Genomic DNA, 15,916 nt, shown 5'->3' with positions numbered 1-15,916 from the left:
GCTCAGCCCTGGCTCGGTTTGCCGGTGACCAGGCCGACCTGGGACAACTCCAGGCGACGCAGCAGGTCGAGGACTTCGATGACCTTCTGGTACTGCACCGTGGCATCGCCACGGACGATGATCGGGAAGTCCGGGTTCTGCGCTTTCTCGATGCGCAGGCGCTCTTCCAGCTCGCCCAGGGTCACCGGGTAGGCGTCGAGGAACACCTGGCCGCCATCGTTCACCGAAATGGCCTTGGTCTTGGCCTCGGACAGCGACACCGAGGCGCTGGCCTTGGGCAAGTGGATCTGGATGCCCGAGACCTGGGCGGTGGCGGTGAGGATGAACATCACCAGCACCACCATCAGCACGTCCACCAGGGGCGTGATGTTGATGCTGTCGACGGCGGCATCGTCTTCGTCGTCATGGGAGGCGTTCACGGAAGCCATGGCAGTTCTCCTCAGGCCGGAACCGACGCGTTACTGTGGCTGACCCGCCAGTGGGCGTTTTCGCTGTGCTGGCTCTCGCCATGCAGCTCCGCCAGCCGGGTGATGAACTCGTCGACGAATACCCGCATGTCGGCGCCGACTTCCTTGTTGCGGGTGATCAGGCGGTTGTAGCCAAACAGCGCCGGGATCGCGACGAACAGGCCCATGGCGGTGGCCAGCAGTGCCGCGGCCATGCCCGGGGCGATGGCGTTGATGTTGACGTCACCGGCCATGGCGGTGCCGAGGAACACCACCATGATCCCCAGCACCGTGCCCAGCAGGCCGATGTAGGGGCCGCCGGCAATGGCGTTGGACAGGGTCGAGAGCTTGGAACTGAGCTGCTGGTTTTCCCGGGTGCGCACGCCATCCATGGAGCAGCGGATGGCTTCGATGGTGGCCGCCGACACCGACGAGGTATCGGCGCCCTGCTCGCGCCGGGTGCGAATTTCTTTCACTGCCACCAGGTACAGGCGCCACAGCGAGGAATGCTCCAGGCGACTGGCCAGCACCTGGTCGTCGGCAAACATCTCCAGGCGGGTGCCGACCTTGGCGAACTGCTCGCGAAACAGCGCATTGGCGGCGCTGACCCGACTGACCATGCGGTTCTTGCGCAGCATGATCACCCAGGACTGGATCATCATCCCCACCAGCACCAGGATGATCACCCAGGCATCCACCGGCACCGCCTTGAGCAGGAAACCCAGGCTGCCGAAACCAAAACCCGACTGTTCTTCATCGACGCCATAGGCCACCAGCTTCGACTCCGCGCCCTGCGCGCTGGCATCCGCCAGGATCAGCGCCGCCGGACGCGCCACCTTGGACAGGCGCAGCTCGTCCAGGGCCCCGGTGAAGGGCTGGAAGTGACTGGCCTCGGCCCCGGCGGCCGCTGGCAAGTCGGCGCCGATGGCCAACGGCGAATTGAAGGTTGGAATGGCTTGGGCCAGGCTCGCGGTTTCGCGGCCATTGACATACAGCGCCAGTCGGCTGCCCTCGCCGCTCAGGGCCAGGTGCTGCCACTGCCCCGGGTTCAGCGGCTGGGTGGAGGCAGCGCGCTGGCCGTCCACTTCAACAAAGGGCATGCCCTGGTTGATGCCGATCAGCAGGCTGCCGGCACCTTCGCGGCGAGCCAGCAGCAATTGTTCGCCGCTGGCCTGGTCCAGGCGTACCCAGGCGCTGAAGGTGAAGGCGCCGCCGGCGTTGTGCTGCAGCGACGGGCTGGCCGGCAGCAGCAGCGGCTGGCCGCTGAACTGCAGGGCCCGGCCGATCACCCCGTCGATCGCCGCGCCGGTGGCGTTCTGCGCGGTGTTGCCATAGGCGGTGGTGTCTTTGGCCGGCGTGCCGTTGCTGCCGTCGAAGTGGTAGATCGCGGTGTAGCTGGGGTCGAAGGTCAGTTGGCCATTGGCCGTGCTCGGGGCCTTCTGGTTGCCGTAGTACATCCAGATGTCCTGGCGCTGGCCGCCCTCGACCTTGGGCACATCGACCCAGATCAGCGCCATGCCCATCAGCGGGTCGAAGCTTTCGATCTGGTGGTTGAGCACGGTCTTGTCATCGGCGGCGACAAAGCGCAGGTCGGCGCCGTCTTCCTTGACCCCGTCGAAGGTGAAGTTGCCGGTGTGCAGGCGTACCAGCAACGCGGTGCGGCCCAGGGCTTCATTGATGGCGGCGCCTTGCGGGGTGGTGTCCACGCTGATCTGCTTGCGGTAATGCCAGTCGTCCTGCCACCAGGCATGGGCCGTGGCCGGGAGCACGAAGCCCAGGCAGATCAACAGGCTCAGGAATAAGCGTTGCATGTGAAGGGTCTCCGTAAAGTCAGAACGTCGCTTGCACACTGAAGTGCAGGCGCGGGTCGTATTTCTGGGTGTTGGGGCCGTCTTTGAGCGGGTAGCCCCAGTCGAGGCTGCCGGACAGCCACTTGCTCAAACTGGCGCGGGTGCCCAGGCCGACGCTGGCCAGGCTGTATTCGTCCTCCTGCTCGGGCAGCGGGTCGTGCAGCGACAGGTGCGCGCCTTCGGCAAAGGCGTAGAAGCGCCACTCCTGCACGTAGCTGCCGAGGAACTTGGCCAAAGACGGCGTGCGCAGCTCCTGGGAAAACAGGTAGCCCTCGTCCCCCGTGCGCTCGGCGGCCAGGTAGCCGCGCACCGAGGTGGCGCCGCCGGCGGAATACTGCTCGTTGGACACCAGCGGCCCCGAGGCCAGCTGGAACGCCGCCTTGGACGCCGACTGCCAATCGTTGGCGAAGGTGTAGGTGAAATTCAGGTCGCCCTTGAGCACCGAGAAACTGGCGCTGGCTTCGTCGCGCTTGTAGTGAAACTCCTCGGCGTCGCTGCCGTAGCCGAAGAAGCGCCGGGTGCCGACGATCAGGTTCAGGCCCAGGCCCAGCTGGGATTTATCGCTGTAGCGGTAGCCGTTGTAGCCAAAGGTCACTGGGGCGTACTTCAGCGGAATCTGGTCGCTGCTGCGGCCAAAGCGCATCTCTTCCTCGAAGTCCTTGAAGTCCACGCCCACCGACAGCGAGTTGGCCCAGTTGCCCGCGGCGGGCAAGGTGTAGATTGCCGACACCCCGTAGGAATGGCCCTTGCCCAGCACGTTGCTGCCGCCGATGGTGGCGATGTTGCTGTCGGACTGGTAACCGGAGAACTGCAGGGCCCAGCGATCGCTCAGCGGCGCGGTGTAGGAACCGGACCAGACCTTGGCGTTGTCGGTGTCCTGGGGCGCGGTGAAATAGGTCAGGGAAATGCTGTGGCCCAGTTGCCAGAGGTTGTCGTAGCCGACATTGACCACCGTGCGCAGCTTCTCGGTGTCGGCGCTGTAGTCGTTGTTCAGGCCGACGCTGGCGTGCCAGGGATTCTGGTCTTCCACTTGCAGGTCCACGTCCATGGTCCCCGGGCGCTGGCCTTCACGCACCAGCGGCATGACCTGGCGCCCGGCGCCGCGATTGAGCCCGGCCAGCTGGCTTTGCACCGTGGCAAAGTCCGGTACCTCGCCTTCTTTGAGCGCCGGCACCTGGTCGCGGATCTCCACCGGCGAGTAATGCTTGGCCCCCACCACCCGCACCCGACCGACCTTGGTTTCACTGACCTGCAGGTAGACGATTCCGTCCTCGACCTTCTGCTCCGGCAGCTCGACGAACACCGACTGGTAGCCGCGCTCCTGATAGACCTTCTGCAGCGCATCCCGGGCGCCTTCGATATCGGCCAGAGCTTTCTGCGGCCCGAGGAACGGGTACACCGCCTCCTCGATGGCCCGGGCATCGAGCACCGTATTGCCACGCACGAAGTACTCATTGACGTCCACCAACCGCGCCGCGGCCGAGGCTTCGACCGGGGCCGGCTCGCCCTCCTCGGCCTGCACCGCCGGCACCAGCGCCGCCAGTGCCAACCAACCGCACAACGGCCACCAGCGCCCGCCACTGCCCGGTCGCCCTGATTTGCCCAGATGCTCCACACCGCCCCCTAAAAAACTGAAAATTGGCGCGCGTACGCGCATTGCCGTCGCCGTCTGCACAGCGTTTGGCCGCTTCAATTGCTGCTGATCGAGGTGTTTTCGTGGCGCGCCAGCCAGGTGTGCAACAGCGCAAAATTCAGCGAGAACTCGGGCATTTGCAGCAGAGCGCCGCAAAACACTTCACCGATGATTTTCTGGATCAACTGCACCGCCCGCGGGTTGTTCAACAGCGTGGCGATGTCACGACTCAGGACACTGAAGCTCCAGACCTTCTGGTTCAGATCCAGACCGACGAACCAACGGAACAACAGGTTGTAACTGAGCTGTTCATACAGCTGCTGCTCGCTGGGCACCGAATACAGCAACTGCAGCAACAGAATGTGCATCACCGTACGCGGCGCGATCAGCATGCCGGGCTCGGCATTGAGGCCCTGGAGCAGATCGCGGTGCTGATCCAGCAACTCATCGATCTGCGGACGCAGCAGCACCAGCGAATGCCCCGGCGGGATATAGCTGGCCACCTCCTTCAAGGCGCCCTGCCAATCATCCTGGGACACGATCCAGACCCACGGCGCGCCGTAGCGATAGACCGACACCGGCTTCTTGCGCGCGGCCTCGACGATCTTCGATAGCCGTTGATCCAGCTCCTGCATGCCCACTTTCGAGTAGCGTTCCATAGTCCCCATAGCCTCACTCCCGGCGTCCCGCCTCGGCTTAAAAAAGTGGCCTGGCGGCCCCCTCAAGCGCGTTACATACCCAAGACGTGCGTGGCCATGTGCTACCGAACTTTTGTCATAAAAGCTTCATTCACGAGGGAAGCGCGCGAACGTTGTAGGAGCCGGCTTGCCGGCGAAGACAGCCGCCAATGCAGCGCTGGGCTGTCGTTATTCCGCGCACGACCAGGCCGCCCTCTTCGCCGGCAAGCCGGCTCCTACGGGAGGGAATTGTTGTGCTGGAGAAGGCTTAAAAATGCGCCGCCCGGACGGGCGCGCCGTTTGCAGTGGCTCTGGCTCTGGCTTTTGATCTTGATCTTCAAGCCCCTTCCCAGCCGGCCGAACGCAGGCGTTGCGTAGGGGGCAGCTCGGCAAGGATGCCGAGCTAGCCGCCACCCGGCCATGGATGGCCGGGTGGCGGCGGCCCCCGGAGCAATGCCGGAGCTCGGGCACCCCGAGCCCCAGCGAGGGGCCGTATGGAGGGGCAAGCCCTTTTGGTTACTTTTCGCTGGGCCGGCACTCCGGCGTTTGGTAAAAGTGACTCGCCGTAAGGGCGAAACCCTAAGTGGCCGTGACCGCAGCAACGGATATGTACCCCAACCCCCCAGAAAAACTGGCCAGCTCGCAGGCCGCCAAGTCCCACTCCTCAATCCTACAAAACTTGCAGACGCGTCTGACTTGTCACCCCAAGACCCAACGCCCATAGTCCCCACTCGCCCCAATGGCGACCGGGTTTGGCGACCTGGCAACTCACCCACAGGCACTTCCGCTTGCAAGCTTTGCCGAGGACCCTTTATGTTCACGGCGATCTTTCATGGCGGCTGTACGCGGGAGATCCTCGGATCTGCCGATTATTGTGGGATGAGTCGGCTCGCCAACCCGCGTATAGCTGCCACCTATTCGACTGGCGACGACAGGACAGCTCCCTTACCCACAAGCGGAGGTTCCCATGACTCAGCAATACATCCCCATCACCGGCATCGACTGCCTTATTCCCTGCCTGTTTATAGACAAGACCGCACCATTGGACGTGCTGCATGCCAACGGTGCCGCACGTTTACTGGCAGTGACTCAACTGCTGGAAAGCCTCTCCCGCGCAGAGTTCAAGAGTGCTGACGACACCGATCTGCAACATATCTCCAACGCAGCGGCGATTCTGCTGCGTGACAGCTGCGACCTGTTGGGAGTGATGGGCTGGCGCCTTCAAGCCTGACGCCTGGGCGCTCCGCGCTGCTTGGTGGCGCGGAGCGTTTCAAATGGGGCCTTGGACTTTTTAGGGGGAGAAAGTCTTTTAAAAGTGGCTGCAATCGGCCAAAAGCAGCCGATCATGAGGGCCGCTAACGGTCAGTCGATTATAGAGTCAGTTCTGAACGCCTAGTTGGCGCTGTCCGCATACCAGGTAAAGCACGGCAAAGGCCGAAGTCCCCAGTAACGAACTATGCGAAAGCCTGCCGATTTTGCATGCGAATACTCACGCGATGCCCGGCAGATTGAAAAGCTGAAGAAATGAGTGGAGGCTGAACCTCTCATGGATCACAAACTAGGTTCGCCGCCCCCCTTCCTTCGTCGATGCAGCGCCGCTAACGACACAATCCGCGCTCAGCCTTCTTCTGCACCATTACAGTTATCTTCCTTCCATGATTCCATTTTTGGCTTCCCTCGTTCGAACCAAACTACACCTTCAGACCGTCTCCATGCTGCATGAGAATTTCCTCCGCCTGGCCAAACGCCTCGCTCCGATACAAACGTCCACACGCACGCCAAGTCTTTATCTTTCAACAGCTGCTCAAATATGTCCTGCCGTATGTAGGCGTGTGAACCATCGTCAGGGTCCATGTTGCTGATGAATTGTGGCTTCCCTAGCACATCCACATAGACACGCGGATCTAAGAGCATAGGGGTAATGGAAAGCTGATTTGCCAACCAAGGGGCTGGTAAATGTGCAGAGGCTCCGTCCGGAAGGGAGGCATCCAAATGGGACTCCCAATGATACTTAAGGCAGGGAAATGCCACCTCGAGCTCACCTTGGTAATGAAAGTAGGCAGGTGCCCACATCAATTGATCCCAGGTAAAGCGCCATGGGGCCTCAAGCAGATAGCCGTCGTCCGTGCAACTGCGTCCCGACCATCTCGAAACATCTAGAGAACGCTGAGTGCTCAGAAAGCGAATCAGCTGTTTGTGATCTTTTTTCCTGACAACGACAGGCATGAGGAAACGCCATTCCTGCAGACGTAGCCCGTGCTCTCGGCTCTCTCCATCATCGTAACGATTCGCCACGGAGCGATGCTCGTAAAGGACTAGCCACTTTTCCCCTGCCTCGTCGGTTCGACCTACAAGACTTGGCATCCCGAGGCTAGGGTCAAGCTTGAACGGCCATTCCTGTAGGCAGTCTTCGGATACTTCCTCGAGAACAATTGGTGAGATATCTACAAAATCAGCACTCGCATCGGACAGCCCTTGAAGAACAGTAGGGTCGATATCTCGATGGAAACCTAGATCGATGGATGAACGGTAATCACGTGTTCCATCGACTCGCGCTTCGGAGAGCCAATTACTATCGGCTAGCCTGCAAAGGAGTTCATCGAGCGCAAGCCACTCATATTTGGCGCCAATCCGCTCAAAGAGTGGCCTCTCGCGGGAATAGCTGTGACGGTAGCTATCCGATGGGAAGAGTTCGTCTGTCCATCCGAAGTCATAGGCGCGCTTTGCGACCCACCGTTTGGCCGCCGCCATGTCGACACCTTCCAACGTGCGCGGATACTTTTCCGAGCGGGCGATGCACCATCTGAACTCGTCGGTAAATCTTCTTTTTTCGTCAACATTCAGTAGATCAACAAGCTTCTTCTCTAGCTGCTGAAGCTCCTCGGAGTGGTCATGCGCCTCGAGTGCCTCGCAGTCCTCAAGCACCTCGGGCTCCTCAAGCTTCTCGAGTACCTCGACTGGGCGGAGCAAGAATCGGAACGGATTAAATTGGAGAGCACTGATCGCATCTACGATTTCTTGCCTGTCCGGGTAAGGAGCAACTACCTCTATATCGAATCGCTCGTTCATCTCGGATTGTGTGTGGGGCATTTGAGAAGTCAAAGCAACGCTCGAAAATGAGCTGACACGATGCTTGATCTCATCAGCGAACTCACTTATCCCGCCAGTGCAAGAACGCTTGATTTCGTCACCTCCAGCTTTCGTGGCGACATCATCGAGAAGAGCTTTTGAAACAGTAAATTGAACAGGCTGAGATTTATAAGGTGGCCTACAGGCACTAAGATCGACCTCGGTAGGCAGGCAACGATGGTGGGCAGCCAGCTCAACAATCCCCGATGCATAGTCCCTCAGCATGATCGATAGCGGAACGCACTGCTCAGAGAAAACCATCTGGTAAGCTACCGGGGCGTAATGCTCCAACCGCATTGGAGATGGGTCGATACAACATGCGCCATAACCAGCCCCGTGCAACCGTTCCATGACGTAGAGATCATCAAGGCCAGCGAACCTCTCGCACAGTTCACCGTAGAGCTCGACCTTCGAAAGCAGCAATGCGGATAGCGCCTTGGTAGCTTTGTCTCTCATTTCTCTATGCGATGACGCCGTCAGCCACGTGACCGCAAGCCCGCAAAGAAGCTGTACGTGCCGATCCGTTTTCTCGGTCTGACTGGTCAAGCACCAGTCCAGGAGGCGGCGGATCGTGCTGCCATCCACCATATGGAAGTCGTTGATTGGTACCGTCCAGAAAGCATCACGCTCTGGCATCGTTTTATTAATCAGAATGTCGTGAAGCAGTTCAGCGTTCCAAGGATGATCTACGTTGGCACAGAGTTCGATCAGCACGTAGAGCTGGCTATCATCGACATCCAAGATAGCCTGGTAATATCGCCAAGTGCGCTCCGTGAAGGCGTTTGAGCTACGCCAACGCAAGCTCTCTAGGAAGGCACCTCTGACCGAGTCGTCGTTGATCCAGATATCAATATCCCTCGGAAGCACATCCATAAGCTCTGAGCCGAAACGCTCAGGCACTTGGATAGACAAGGCTTCAGCGAGACCAGCCCACTCCCATTTGAATCTGTCGCCGTCAAGAATGAAGCTTAAAACTCCATTCTCCAGTTCGAGCCCTAGATCCGTCACACCCCTGAGCAGCGCATCCGCCATGAGGTGGTCTTGGAGTCGCTGGAAACTGAACCTCACGATATCCTCGACCGGAGCAAGTGGATCAATTTCGAGCTGGCGCGGTGGTGGGTCGAGTCGAAAAATTCCGTTCTTCTGCAGGACATCAAACCAGGTTTTGGAAGGTGGCGAAGGAAAACTCGAAAACACTTCCGTCGAAATTCGCACAGCATCGGCCCAAAGCACGTAATCGCGCCTGTCTGTGGCCATCAACCTGGCGATGGCCGAGATTGCCGCTGTAGTAGGAGCGAGCAGTTCTTCGCTGCCGTCTCTTCCGACACCTAGATTTCGCGCGACACTACGGATGTAAAATGCAAAAACCTGCTTCGTGCCATGCAGGCCTCTGGGGAATTGCTTACAACCGTCTCGGGCAAGGGCAACGCACGCGCTGCGAAGAAACAGCGGATTGACAAATTCAGCGGAAAGCCAAGGCGTATCAGGCTGGGAAATGCCTCTTTTGTGCAGGTAGACCTTCGCGGCCCTCGACTGCTCTACATTCGTCACGAAGCCACGAATGGAGAAGGCAACTGTCGTCTCCATCACTTTTGGCGGAACTACATACGGCGTGTACTCAGTACGACAGGTGACGACAAGAACGAGGTTCTCGTAAGCGTTGACTCGGGCGAGCAGAGCGGGAAGTTCATTCCTCCATAGTTGCGCACCGGCACCTTCGTTGATGGCATCGATCAGAATGAGTCCGCGCTTTTGAGCGGCCTCAGCGGCAGAACTCATGGCCTGCAAGAATACCTCTGGCTCAACAGCCCCCAGCCCGAGTGTTTCTGTCGCTTGCCTCCAAAAACCCTGAGAGCCTAATTGCTGCCCCAAAATCAAAACCACCGGGTGCCCATCTGAAATCGCTTTTTGAGCAACGGTACCGAGTGTGTGCGATTTGCCTGTGCCAGCCTTCCCTGTCAGAAGGGCAAAACGGTTTTGCTCAGCGAAATAAAATTTCCCCTCCAGCTTTGAACTCAAGCCGTAGAGAGCATTTGAAAGCTCGTCCAGCTTGTGGCTCAGGTAGTTCATGTCCGAAGAGGAGTAATCCCTTCTGGATTCAGACTTTGGCATATTTTGCCAAGCCCAGCCCTTCAATTCGTAGACGCTATGAGAGGCGTCTGACAAGGCTGCAACGCAATCGAGAATGGGCCAAGGCTCCCAAGAGTCGGAGCTAAATCTGCTGCCGAATGCTGAAGCCTTGGACGCTTCCTGCTCGACACGCTGGATACCAGCGATGAGCCCGGCGTCGGAGTCATCCTTTACGAAGCTGCTGAGCTTGGCTGCTTTGGCTACGGCGGAAAAAGCAGAGGTGAGTTCGGTGGTGACTTCCTCATCGCGAAGGAGCACTTTAAAGAGGCTCTCGATTCCAACCTCTACGTGATCTTCCGGGTGATATCGCTCATCGAGTGACTCTACGGCGAGTTCTACATTCTTGCGAAACCATTGCCCAGACATCTCCAACTCGCCAAGCCAGAACTTTCGTAGGCCCTCAGCTGTAGGGTGTAACAATTTGTCGGTCAGGTCAGACGCCGTCCAGGCCACGAACTCAACCGTGGGGATGCTGCTTTGGGCACAAAGCGCTTCCCAGGCAAGCTTGTGCGTACTCCAGTGCTCCCACCCTTTTTTCCCTGCGCCCTGCGCCCCGCTGCGATCAGTAAGGTCGCAGGGAATGGCAATCACATACTGTTTCAGCTCAGGGTGAGATTTCAAAGCCTGCTTTACCGACTCGTCGATTTTGCTCCAATCGACATCCCGTGATCTAAGGTAATACTTGGCCTGATAACCGACCTCAGAACCGTCCTGAAGAACCCAATAGCTCTCGATCCCTCCGTCGCCTCCCGAGCCTTCGATCCGCCTGAACTCTTTGGCGTACTCGGGGCGGTCGCGCCTGGCAAGTTGGCAAACGAGCTCCTCGAAAGACAATCTTTGCCCATCGTCCTTTCCGATGATTTTTGAATAGTCCATTGGGTTTCCATCTGAGATCCGGATTTTTCATCGACAGGGCACTGTTCCCATTAGAGCTAGGTGCTCAGCGGCGAGTATGCGCTGAAAACATTTGACGATAAATGGAAGATGGATAGCCTCTAGTTTCGTAGACACCACTGAACGGCGGCTTCTGGCCGGTTCCTGCCCTTCGTGAAGGGCAGCTTCGAGAAACTCTGTACGAAAACCCGGAACTCCAATCATGGCCCCTCGTTGGCTCAGTTTTTATAGAGCCCCCACTACTCCACAAGAAGGAATTCTGCAATTGCAAAGCGTTACGAGTTCTCGGATGAGGCCTGATACAGGGTTGCCGATCTCTTCGAACCCCAAAGCGGGCCATGCACGCGCCCGTAGCGCAGGTCGACGACCACTGTCTTGATGCGCATGTTCGTAGAATCTGCCCTCGCCAGTGGCCCATTCCTACCCTGCCGGCCCCATCTCGACCGCTACACAACGCCCTTTAGTTCGCACCTTCTCCACCAATCGCGCTCTGTTGACGAACACATTGATTTCGCAACTGCCTGAGTGCTGCACGTCTTCCCAGTATTCTGCGTGCACAAGTTGCCCGTTCTGCGGCCCCGTGTAAGTACCCGCGGCTTCACGTGAAACATAGCTACTGTCACGTACATATCTGAGCACGACCATATCTTCCTCCGGCGCCACCATGATCTGCCTTGGCACGCCGAAGAAGTCGATCAGTTCGCCCACCGGGCGATCTTTCCAGGCACTGCTGGCCGACAATGATGCGCAGCCACTGAGCAAGGTGGCGAGCAGTGCCAACATAAACAATCGGTTCATAAGGTCTTCTCCCTGAAGGCCGCGTTACTTGGCAGGCATCTGCGCGAACCCTTCATCTATCTTCTGCATGATGGCCGTCTTGGCGGCCTCGCGGTTCAATATCTCGAAGAACTGCGGCCCTGCCTTGCTCATTTGCGACGCGGACATCACACCCAAGTGCTCCATCTTCTTGGCCTGGCGTTCAGTCGGCTTACAGACAAAGTCACGGCTTTGTGCCAGCCAGGCGTCAGGTTTGCTCTGCCACTGGCTGGAATACTTCGCATTGCGAAATTCATTGAACACGCTGTGGAAATCCGCCGCATCCATGATGCGCACGCGGTTCTTCGCACAATCGATTTCGACATCGTAAGAGGTGAAGTTGGGTTTACCGGGCTCTTCGTAAAGTTGATAGACACCCAATGATTTCGCGCCACCCGGACGATTGATGATGTGAGTGGGGTCGCCGTCTGCGATGAACACCTGATTCTTGCCCAAGGCACCCTGGTAGTGAACGACCCAGTAGTCGCCCTTCAGCACTTCGCTCGCCTGGGCAGCGAGGGCACTACACAGTAATGCGGCAGGCAAAAGCTGCCTTGTAAAAGCGATCATGGGGGCGGTCCTTTGCCGTTATTTTTGAAGGCAATAGCTTCGCACCCTGAACATGTAGCAAAGAGCTATCTAGCACATCCGTCCTATGCCTTTGACGAAAACAGCAGTTGCAAGCCACCCATGGGGCAAGCCAGCGGAACCATCGTTGCGCCGTCAGGTGGGCCACGGCGTTGGCCCTGGTGGCTGAGGAACGTCCGCAAGTGACCGGGAGCATTTTCGCGGACAAAAACAAGCGAAGTGCAATCTGCCAGACCGTCTTACTTTTTAAATTCCACCCTATATATGTTCCAGGTACTCCAAGAGAACCTCTCCGCCGATATAAGGGCCGTCATCACTGCAATCCATTGCCGGCTCGTCAAAATCAATCCATACACAGGTAATAATCCTGTCTTTTCCAGCCATAGTTCGTTGAGTACTAGAGAGCTCCACTTCACCACCCAAGGCTTCCTTCACATATTCTGGGGGTAACGAAACCACTCCAACCCCGCCATTCGGCCACCACACGTGGGGCTTAACTTTTACCCTGTCACCGTCATTGAATTTCATTTATTTACTGACCCGTTCTCAAACCGCCAAGCCCCATAATGCAATCCTACAAAACTTACAGACGCGTCTGACTTGTCCCCTCCGGGACCCAACGCCCATAGTCTCTCTCGGTTCGCCAACCCGCGTTTCGAGCGCATCTCGCGCACCGAAAAAATGCTGACAACACCAACCGACAGCACATCACCCAGGTCGCTGAAATGACTCTGCGCGACGGTCGCAACTTGCTGGAGGAATAGCCCGAATGGCCCCCTCGCAAGGTTGAACCATTAAGTCTCAGGCTGTCGACAAACCGCAGTTGTGAAAAAACACAACCAGAGTAGCATTGGCTCGAAGACAGGGAAGCCTATGGACATTCTCACGCCATCACGTTTTACCGATGCTGCGATTTTGTATCCGGACGACAAGGCCGGGCTCGATCGTTGCCTGCGGATTTTGAGGATGGCACGCCCAAAAGGATTCGCAGACCTGCAAAAGCTTTTCGGTACGCAAAGGATCGACTTGTTCAAACCGAGAGCCGCAGCGAACTGGGTCGTGATCGACGTAGGCGGAAACAATCTCAGGGTGATCGGCGGCGTCAACTACACCCGACAGAAGTTTTACGTCAAACACATCTACACACATGCTGACTACGACCTTGCCAACGACTGGTATGCAAGCAACCAAGGGGTAAAACGATGAGTACAGCCCGAAACGAACTTCAAACCGTGATCGCAACGCTTGGCGAACTACACGCGGTACTGGAGCGCCTGCGTGGTGAGTTTGTGCACGGCCTCAAGACCCCCGCCGACTATGAGCGTGCGACCAACCTGCTCGATGAACTCACTGACGGGCGCGAGCTGAGCAAGATCGAAGAGAAAATTCTTGTCGAACTTGAGGATGAAATCCTGGCCTACCAGCGCCACTCCGAGCAGTTTCGCGAATCGAACGCTGCATTTGAGGCGACCTGCACCCCCGTGCAGTTGATCAAGGATCTGATGGAAACGCTCGGGCTCACGGGCTCTGACCTCCCTGAAATTGGCGATAAAACAGCGGTATCCAAGGTACTCAGTGGAGATCGCCCCATCAGTCACAAGATGGCATACGCGCTGGCAGAGCGATTTTCGATGGAGCCTAGGGCGTTCGTATCGGCAGCCTCGGGAAAGGCGGCGCCACTCGAAACCGTTTGGACGAAGGCTAAACAGACTTCAGCTTATTACCGCACTAGCAACATCTCCCGGAACTTACTCCCAGTGAAAGGTGCCGACGCAGGTGAATCCAAACGGGTAGCGTCCAAGAGCCGCAGACACTTGGGTAAAGCTCCGACCAAGGGATAGCGCGTTTCCATCCTGCCGTTCTGAGTTCCGTACGCTAACGCCCTATCGCCCTACCCCAACTGCAAAAAGAACCGACCAATCCCCGCGCCTATCCGCTCTGAAAAATCCTCATCCAGAAACAGATACCCCATGCCATCCGAGAGCGCGCCTTTGTGCTCAGGCAGCGCTCTATCCAGATCACCCCCATAAATGGATACCCTTCTGCGCCCTGCCTCCGCTGAAACAGGCGCCTGCAGCCAAGCGTCCACGCCATCCAGCTTCGAGGCCAGGTTCTCGTCATCATCCACGTCGCGGTTCACCCCCAGCCGTACCGCCCCGCGATCTGAAATCGGCTGAGCCGCCTCATTCCGCTCGGAACCGGCTCGAACATAGCCCATGACAACCGCTTGCGAGCGCCCCTGGATGGCACGCAACTTTCGATAGTGGCCGACTTCGCCCGGCAAGTACGGCACAAAAACCGAAACCCAATAACTCCTGTCGATCAGGGCCTCTGAAAACCAATGTCCAGGAAAGGCCATCAGGTGTGTCAGCGGCACTCCATCAGGCGAACAGGGCCAAGCCAGCTCTGTGGGCAGGCAGGCCCCACCACCGACATAGGCATCCTCTTTTGCAGGCGTTTCACCGGTAAATATCAGCTCGTCAAACATCCGTTTCTCTCCACTCCATCACAGGTTGCCGCATTCGTTAACAGCCTCTGGCCAATACTTGGGTCAAGACTTCACGCCACGCACCGCACGTCCACAATCCACCATCAGTTCCTCCAGAAAGGGGCGCAACTGCGCCTCGCCCACCGCCAGCACCCGCTTGTACTCATCCTGCCCGTACCATTCCCAGACAGTGGTGGAAAACCCCATGTTTTCGGCTCCGAAATTTGTCCGGGCGAATATACCGATATCAACGTACTGGCGCGCATCCAGCACACTCGCCGCTTGTATCGCGCCGCAATCTCTGAAATCTTCTGCCCCCTTGCCCACGATGCCAATGCCCATGAACCCGCACCTCGCCCATCTTGTTTCCGACTACCAAGCCAGCATCCGCACGGCTGTCGAACTGATGCAACAATCCGCCATTCCCCTCCCTGCCAGCAACGCCGATTGGGTGGGAACCGATATCCCGGATCAAGGAGAACTGGCTGGCGGTATTCGCTACTTCAAGCACGGCTATGGCTGCGCCGTTCACCTGCCAACGGCAACGGTGAGCTTTGACTTTGGCGAGCAGGGCGAAATCGACGGCGTAACCCTATCGAGGCTGGCCGGTTTTGCCGAGAACAGGCTCGTGGAATACGGCTTTACGGATGAGGATGAACTAAAGCAGTGCTTCGACCAAGAAGTGGCAGCAGGCTCGCTGGTGTATTCGGGCTATATCCTTTATTACGTCGCAACCGTTAGATCCCAAGCGCGCACGCTCGAAGATAGCGACAGTCCTTCACCCCCCGAGCACCCCGGAAGCCCATCATGAAGTTCACCTCAGCCGGCCAAATCATCGACCCACGAACCGTCGGCTATCGCAGCCTGGGCTTCGGCGAGGCACTGACGATCCCGGTAACGCCCTATGAACTGCGCATCCACCACGGCGATCTGCCGCAACGCTTTCTTGAATGCGCGGACACCTTTGCCGCCGAATGCAAAACCGACGATATCGACCAGGGTTTTGTCGACATCCAGGAACTTGCAGAGCTGGGCTACCCAAGCTTCAGGACGCTGTTGAAGGACCATCCCGATCTGGCGGCGCGCCTGGTCCAGGACTACCTGTATTTCGAGTTGCTGTTTTCGCTGTTTCCGCATTCAAGCGGCCTTGAAGTCGTGATCAACAGCATCACCCGCGTCTGCTCAAAAGAAGGCGTCATGCTGCTGACGGGCCAGACCTACGCGGCCAGACACTAATGAGAAAGCCCTGGCGTCAGGACCGAGGC

General features: G+C 58.1%; 14 protein-coding genes. 5 read left to right on the top strand and 9 right to left on the bottom strand.

Translation table 11 applies throughout. The features are described from left to right. Positions 1 to 2: 2 nt before the first annotated feature. The 4 genes from AC1RMG_RS04295 to AC1RMG_RS04280 form a co-directional block, all read right to left on the bottom strand. Positions 3 to 428, bottom strand: a complete 426-nt coding sequence (locus AC1RMG_RS04295; protein WP_011061113.1) for an ExbD/TolR family protein — start codon at positions 426 to 428, stop codon at positions 3 to 5. A gap of 11 nt (positions 429 to 439) precedes the next feature. Further along, on the bottom strand, positions 440 to 2,257 hold the full coding sequence (locus AC1RMG_RS04290) for a DUF2341 domain-containing protein (protein WP_072441975.1): 1,818 nt from the start codon (positions 2,255 to 2,257) through the stop codon (positions 440 to 442). Positions 2,258 to 2,276: 19 nt separating this feature from the next. Further along, complete coding sequence (locus AC1RMG_RS04285) at positions 2,277 to 3,911, bottom strand: ShlB/FhaC/HecB family hemolysin secretion/activation protein (protein WP_493168462.1); 1,635 nt, start codon at positions 3,909 to 3,911, stop codon at positions 2,277 to 2,279. Between the two features lie 74 nt (positions 3,912 to 3,985). After that, on the bottom strand, positions 3,986 to 4,588 hold the full coding sequence (locus AC1RMG_RS04280) for a transposase (protein WP_019093945.1): 603 nt from the start codon (positions 4,586 to 4,588) through the stop codon (positions 3,986 to 3,988). 985 nt (positions 4,589 to 5,573) lie between these two features. On the opposite strand from AC1RMG_RS04280, the gene AC1RMG_RS04275 reads away from it, so the two are divergent. Continuing rightward, the gene (locus AC1RMG_RS04275; protein WP_016967368.1) at positions 5,574 to 5,837 is read left to right on the top strand and encodes a hypothetical protein; all 264 of its coding nucleotides are present in this window, start codon (positions 5,574 to 5,576) and stop codon (positions 5,835 to 5,837) included. Positions 5,838 to 6,223: 386 nt separating this feature from the next. Here the strand turns inward: AC1RMG_RS04275 and AC1RMG_RS04270 are convergent, their stop codons facing one another. From AC1RMG_RS04270 to AC1RMG_RS04260, 3 genes are all read right to left on the bottom strand, one after another. Then, positions 6,224 to 10,741, bottom strand: coding sequence for an ATP-binding protein (locus tag AC1RMG_RS04270; RefSeq protein WP_493168460.1), 4,518 nt, complete (start codon positions 10,739 to 10,741; stop codon positions 6,224 to 6,226). A 438-nt stretch (positions 10,742 to 11,179) separates the two neighbouring features. Next, positions 11,180 to 11,557, bottom strand: coding sequence for a hypothetical protein (locus AC1RMG_RS04265; RefSeq protein WP_110653312.1), 378 nt, complete (start codon positions 11,555 to 11,557; stop codon positions 11,180 to 11,182). 24 nt (positions 11,558 to 11,581) lie between these two features. Further along, the gene (locus AC1RMG_RS04260; protein WP_493168458.1) at positions 11,582 to 12,145 is read right to left on the bottom strand and encodes a hypothetical protein; all 564 of its coding nucleotides are present in this window, start codon (positions 12,143 to 12,145) and stop codon (positions 11,582 to 11,584) included. A gap of 891 nt (positions 12,146 to 13,036) precedes the next feature. Between AC1RMG_RS04260 and AC1RMG_RS04255 the strand changes: the two genes are divergently transcribed. Both AC1RMG_RS04255 and AC1RMG_RS04250 read left to right on the top strand, forming a co-directional pair. Continuing rightward, positions 13,037 to 13,369 carry a type II toxin-antitoxin system HigB family toxin gene (locus AC1RMG_RS04255; RefSeq protein WP_493168456.1) on the top strand — a complete coding sequence of 111 codons (333 nt, stop codon included), beginning with the start codon at positions 13,037 to 13,039 and terminating at the stop codon, positions 13,367 to 13,369. Beyond that, positions 13,366 to 14,004, top strand: coding sequence for a helix-turn-helix domain-containing protein (locus AC1RMG_RS04250; RefSeq protein ID WP_493168454.1), 639 nt, complete (start codon positions 13,366 to 13,368; stop codon positions 14,002 to 14,004). Before AC1RMG_RS04255 ends, AC1RMG_RS04250 begins: the two co-directional genes overlap by 4 nt. Before the next feature lie 50 nt (positions 14,005 to 14,054). Here the strand turns inward: AC1RMG_RS04250 and AC1RMG_RS04245 are convergent, their stop codons facing one another. Together AC1RMG_RS04245 and AC1RMG_RS04240 are read right to left on the bottom strand one after the other, a co-directional pair. After that, positions 14,055 to 14,651 (bottom strand): hypothetical protein, encoded by a 597-nt coding sequence (locus tag AC1RMG_RS04245; protein WP_493168452.1) that lies wholly within the window; start codon positions 14,649 to 14,651, stop codon positions 14,055 to 14,057. A 63-nt stretch (positions 14,652 to 14,714) separates the two neighbouring features. Next, positions 14,715 to 14,993 (bottom strand): hypothetical protein, encoded by a 279-nt coding sequence (locus AC1RMG_RS04240; protein WP_011061106.1) that lies wholly within the window; start codon positions 14,991 to 14,993, stop codon positions 14,715 to 14,717. On the opposite strand from AC1RMG_RS04240, the gene AC1RMG_RS04235 reads away from it, so the two are divergent. Continuing rightward, the gene (locus tag AC1RMG_RS04235; protein ID WP_072450532.1) at positions 14,992 to 15,462 is read left to right on the top strand and encodes a DUF6896 domain-containing protein; all 471 of its coding nucleotides are present in this window, start codon (positions 14,992 to 14,994) and stop codon (positions 15,460 to 15,462) included. The genes AC1RMG_RS04240 and AC1RMG_RS04235 overlap by 2 nt on opposite strands. After that, positions 15,459 to 15,887, top strand: coding sequence for a hypothetical protein (locus tag AC1RMG_RS04230; protein WP_493168450.1), 429 nt, complete (start codon positions 15,459 to 15,461; stop codon positions 15,885 to 15,887). Before AC1RMG_RS04235 ends, AC1RMG_RS04230 begins: the two co-directional genes overlap by 4 nt. Positions 15,888 to 15,916: the final 29 nt, after the last annotated feature.

Source organism: Pseudomonas sp. GW822-FHT04H02 (assembly GCF_058800645.1).
Note: the sequence above shows the minus strand (reverse complement) of the source record. Positions and strands in the feature narration are given on the sequence as shown.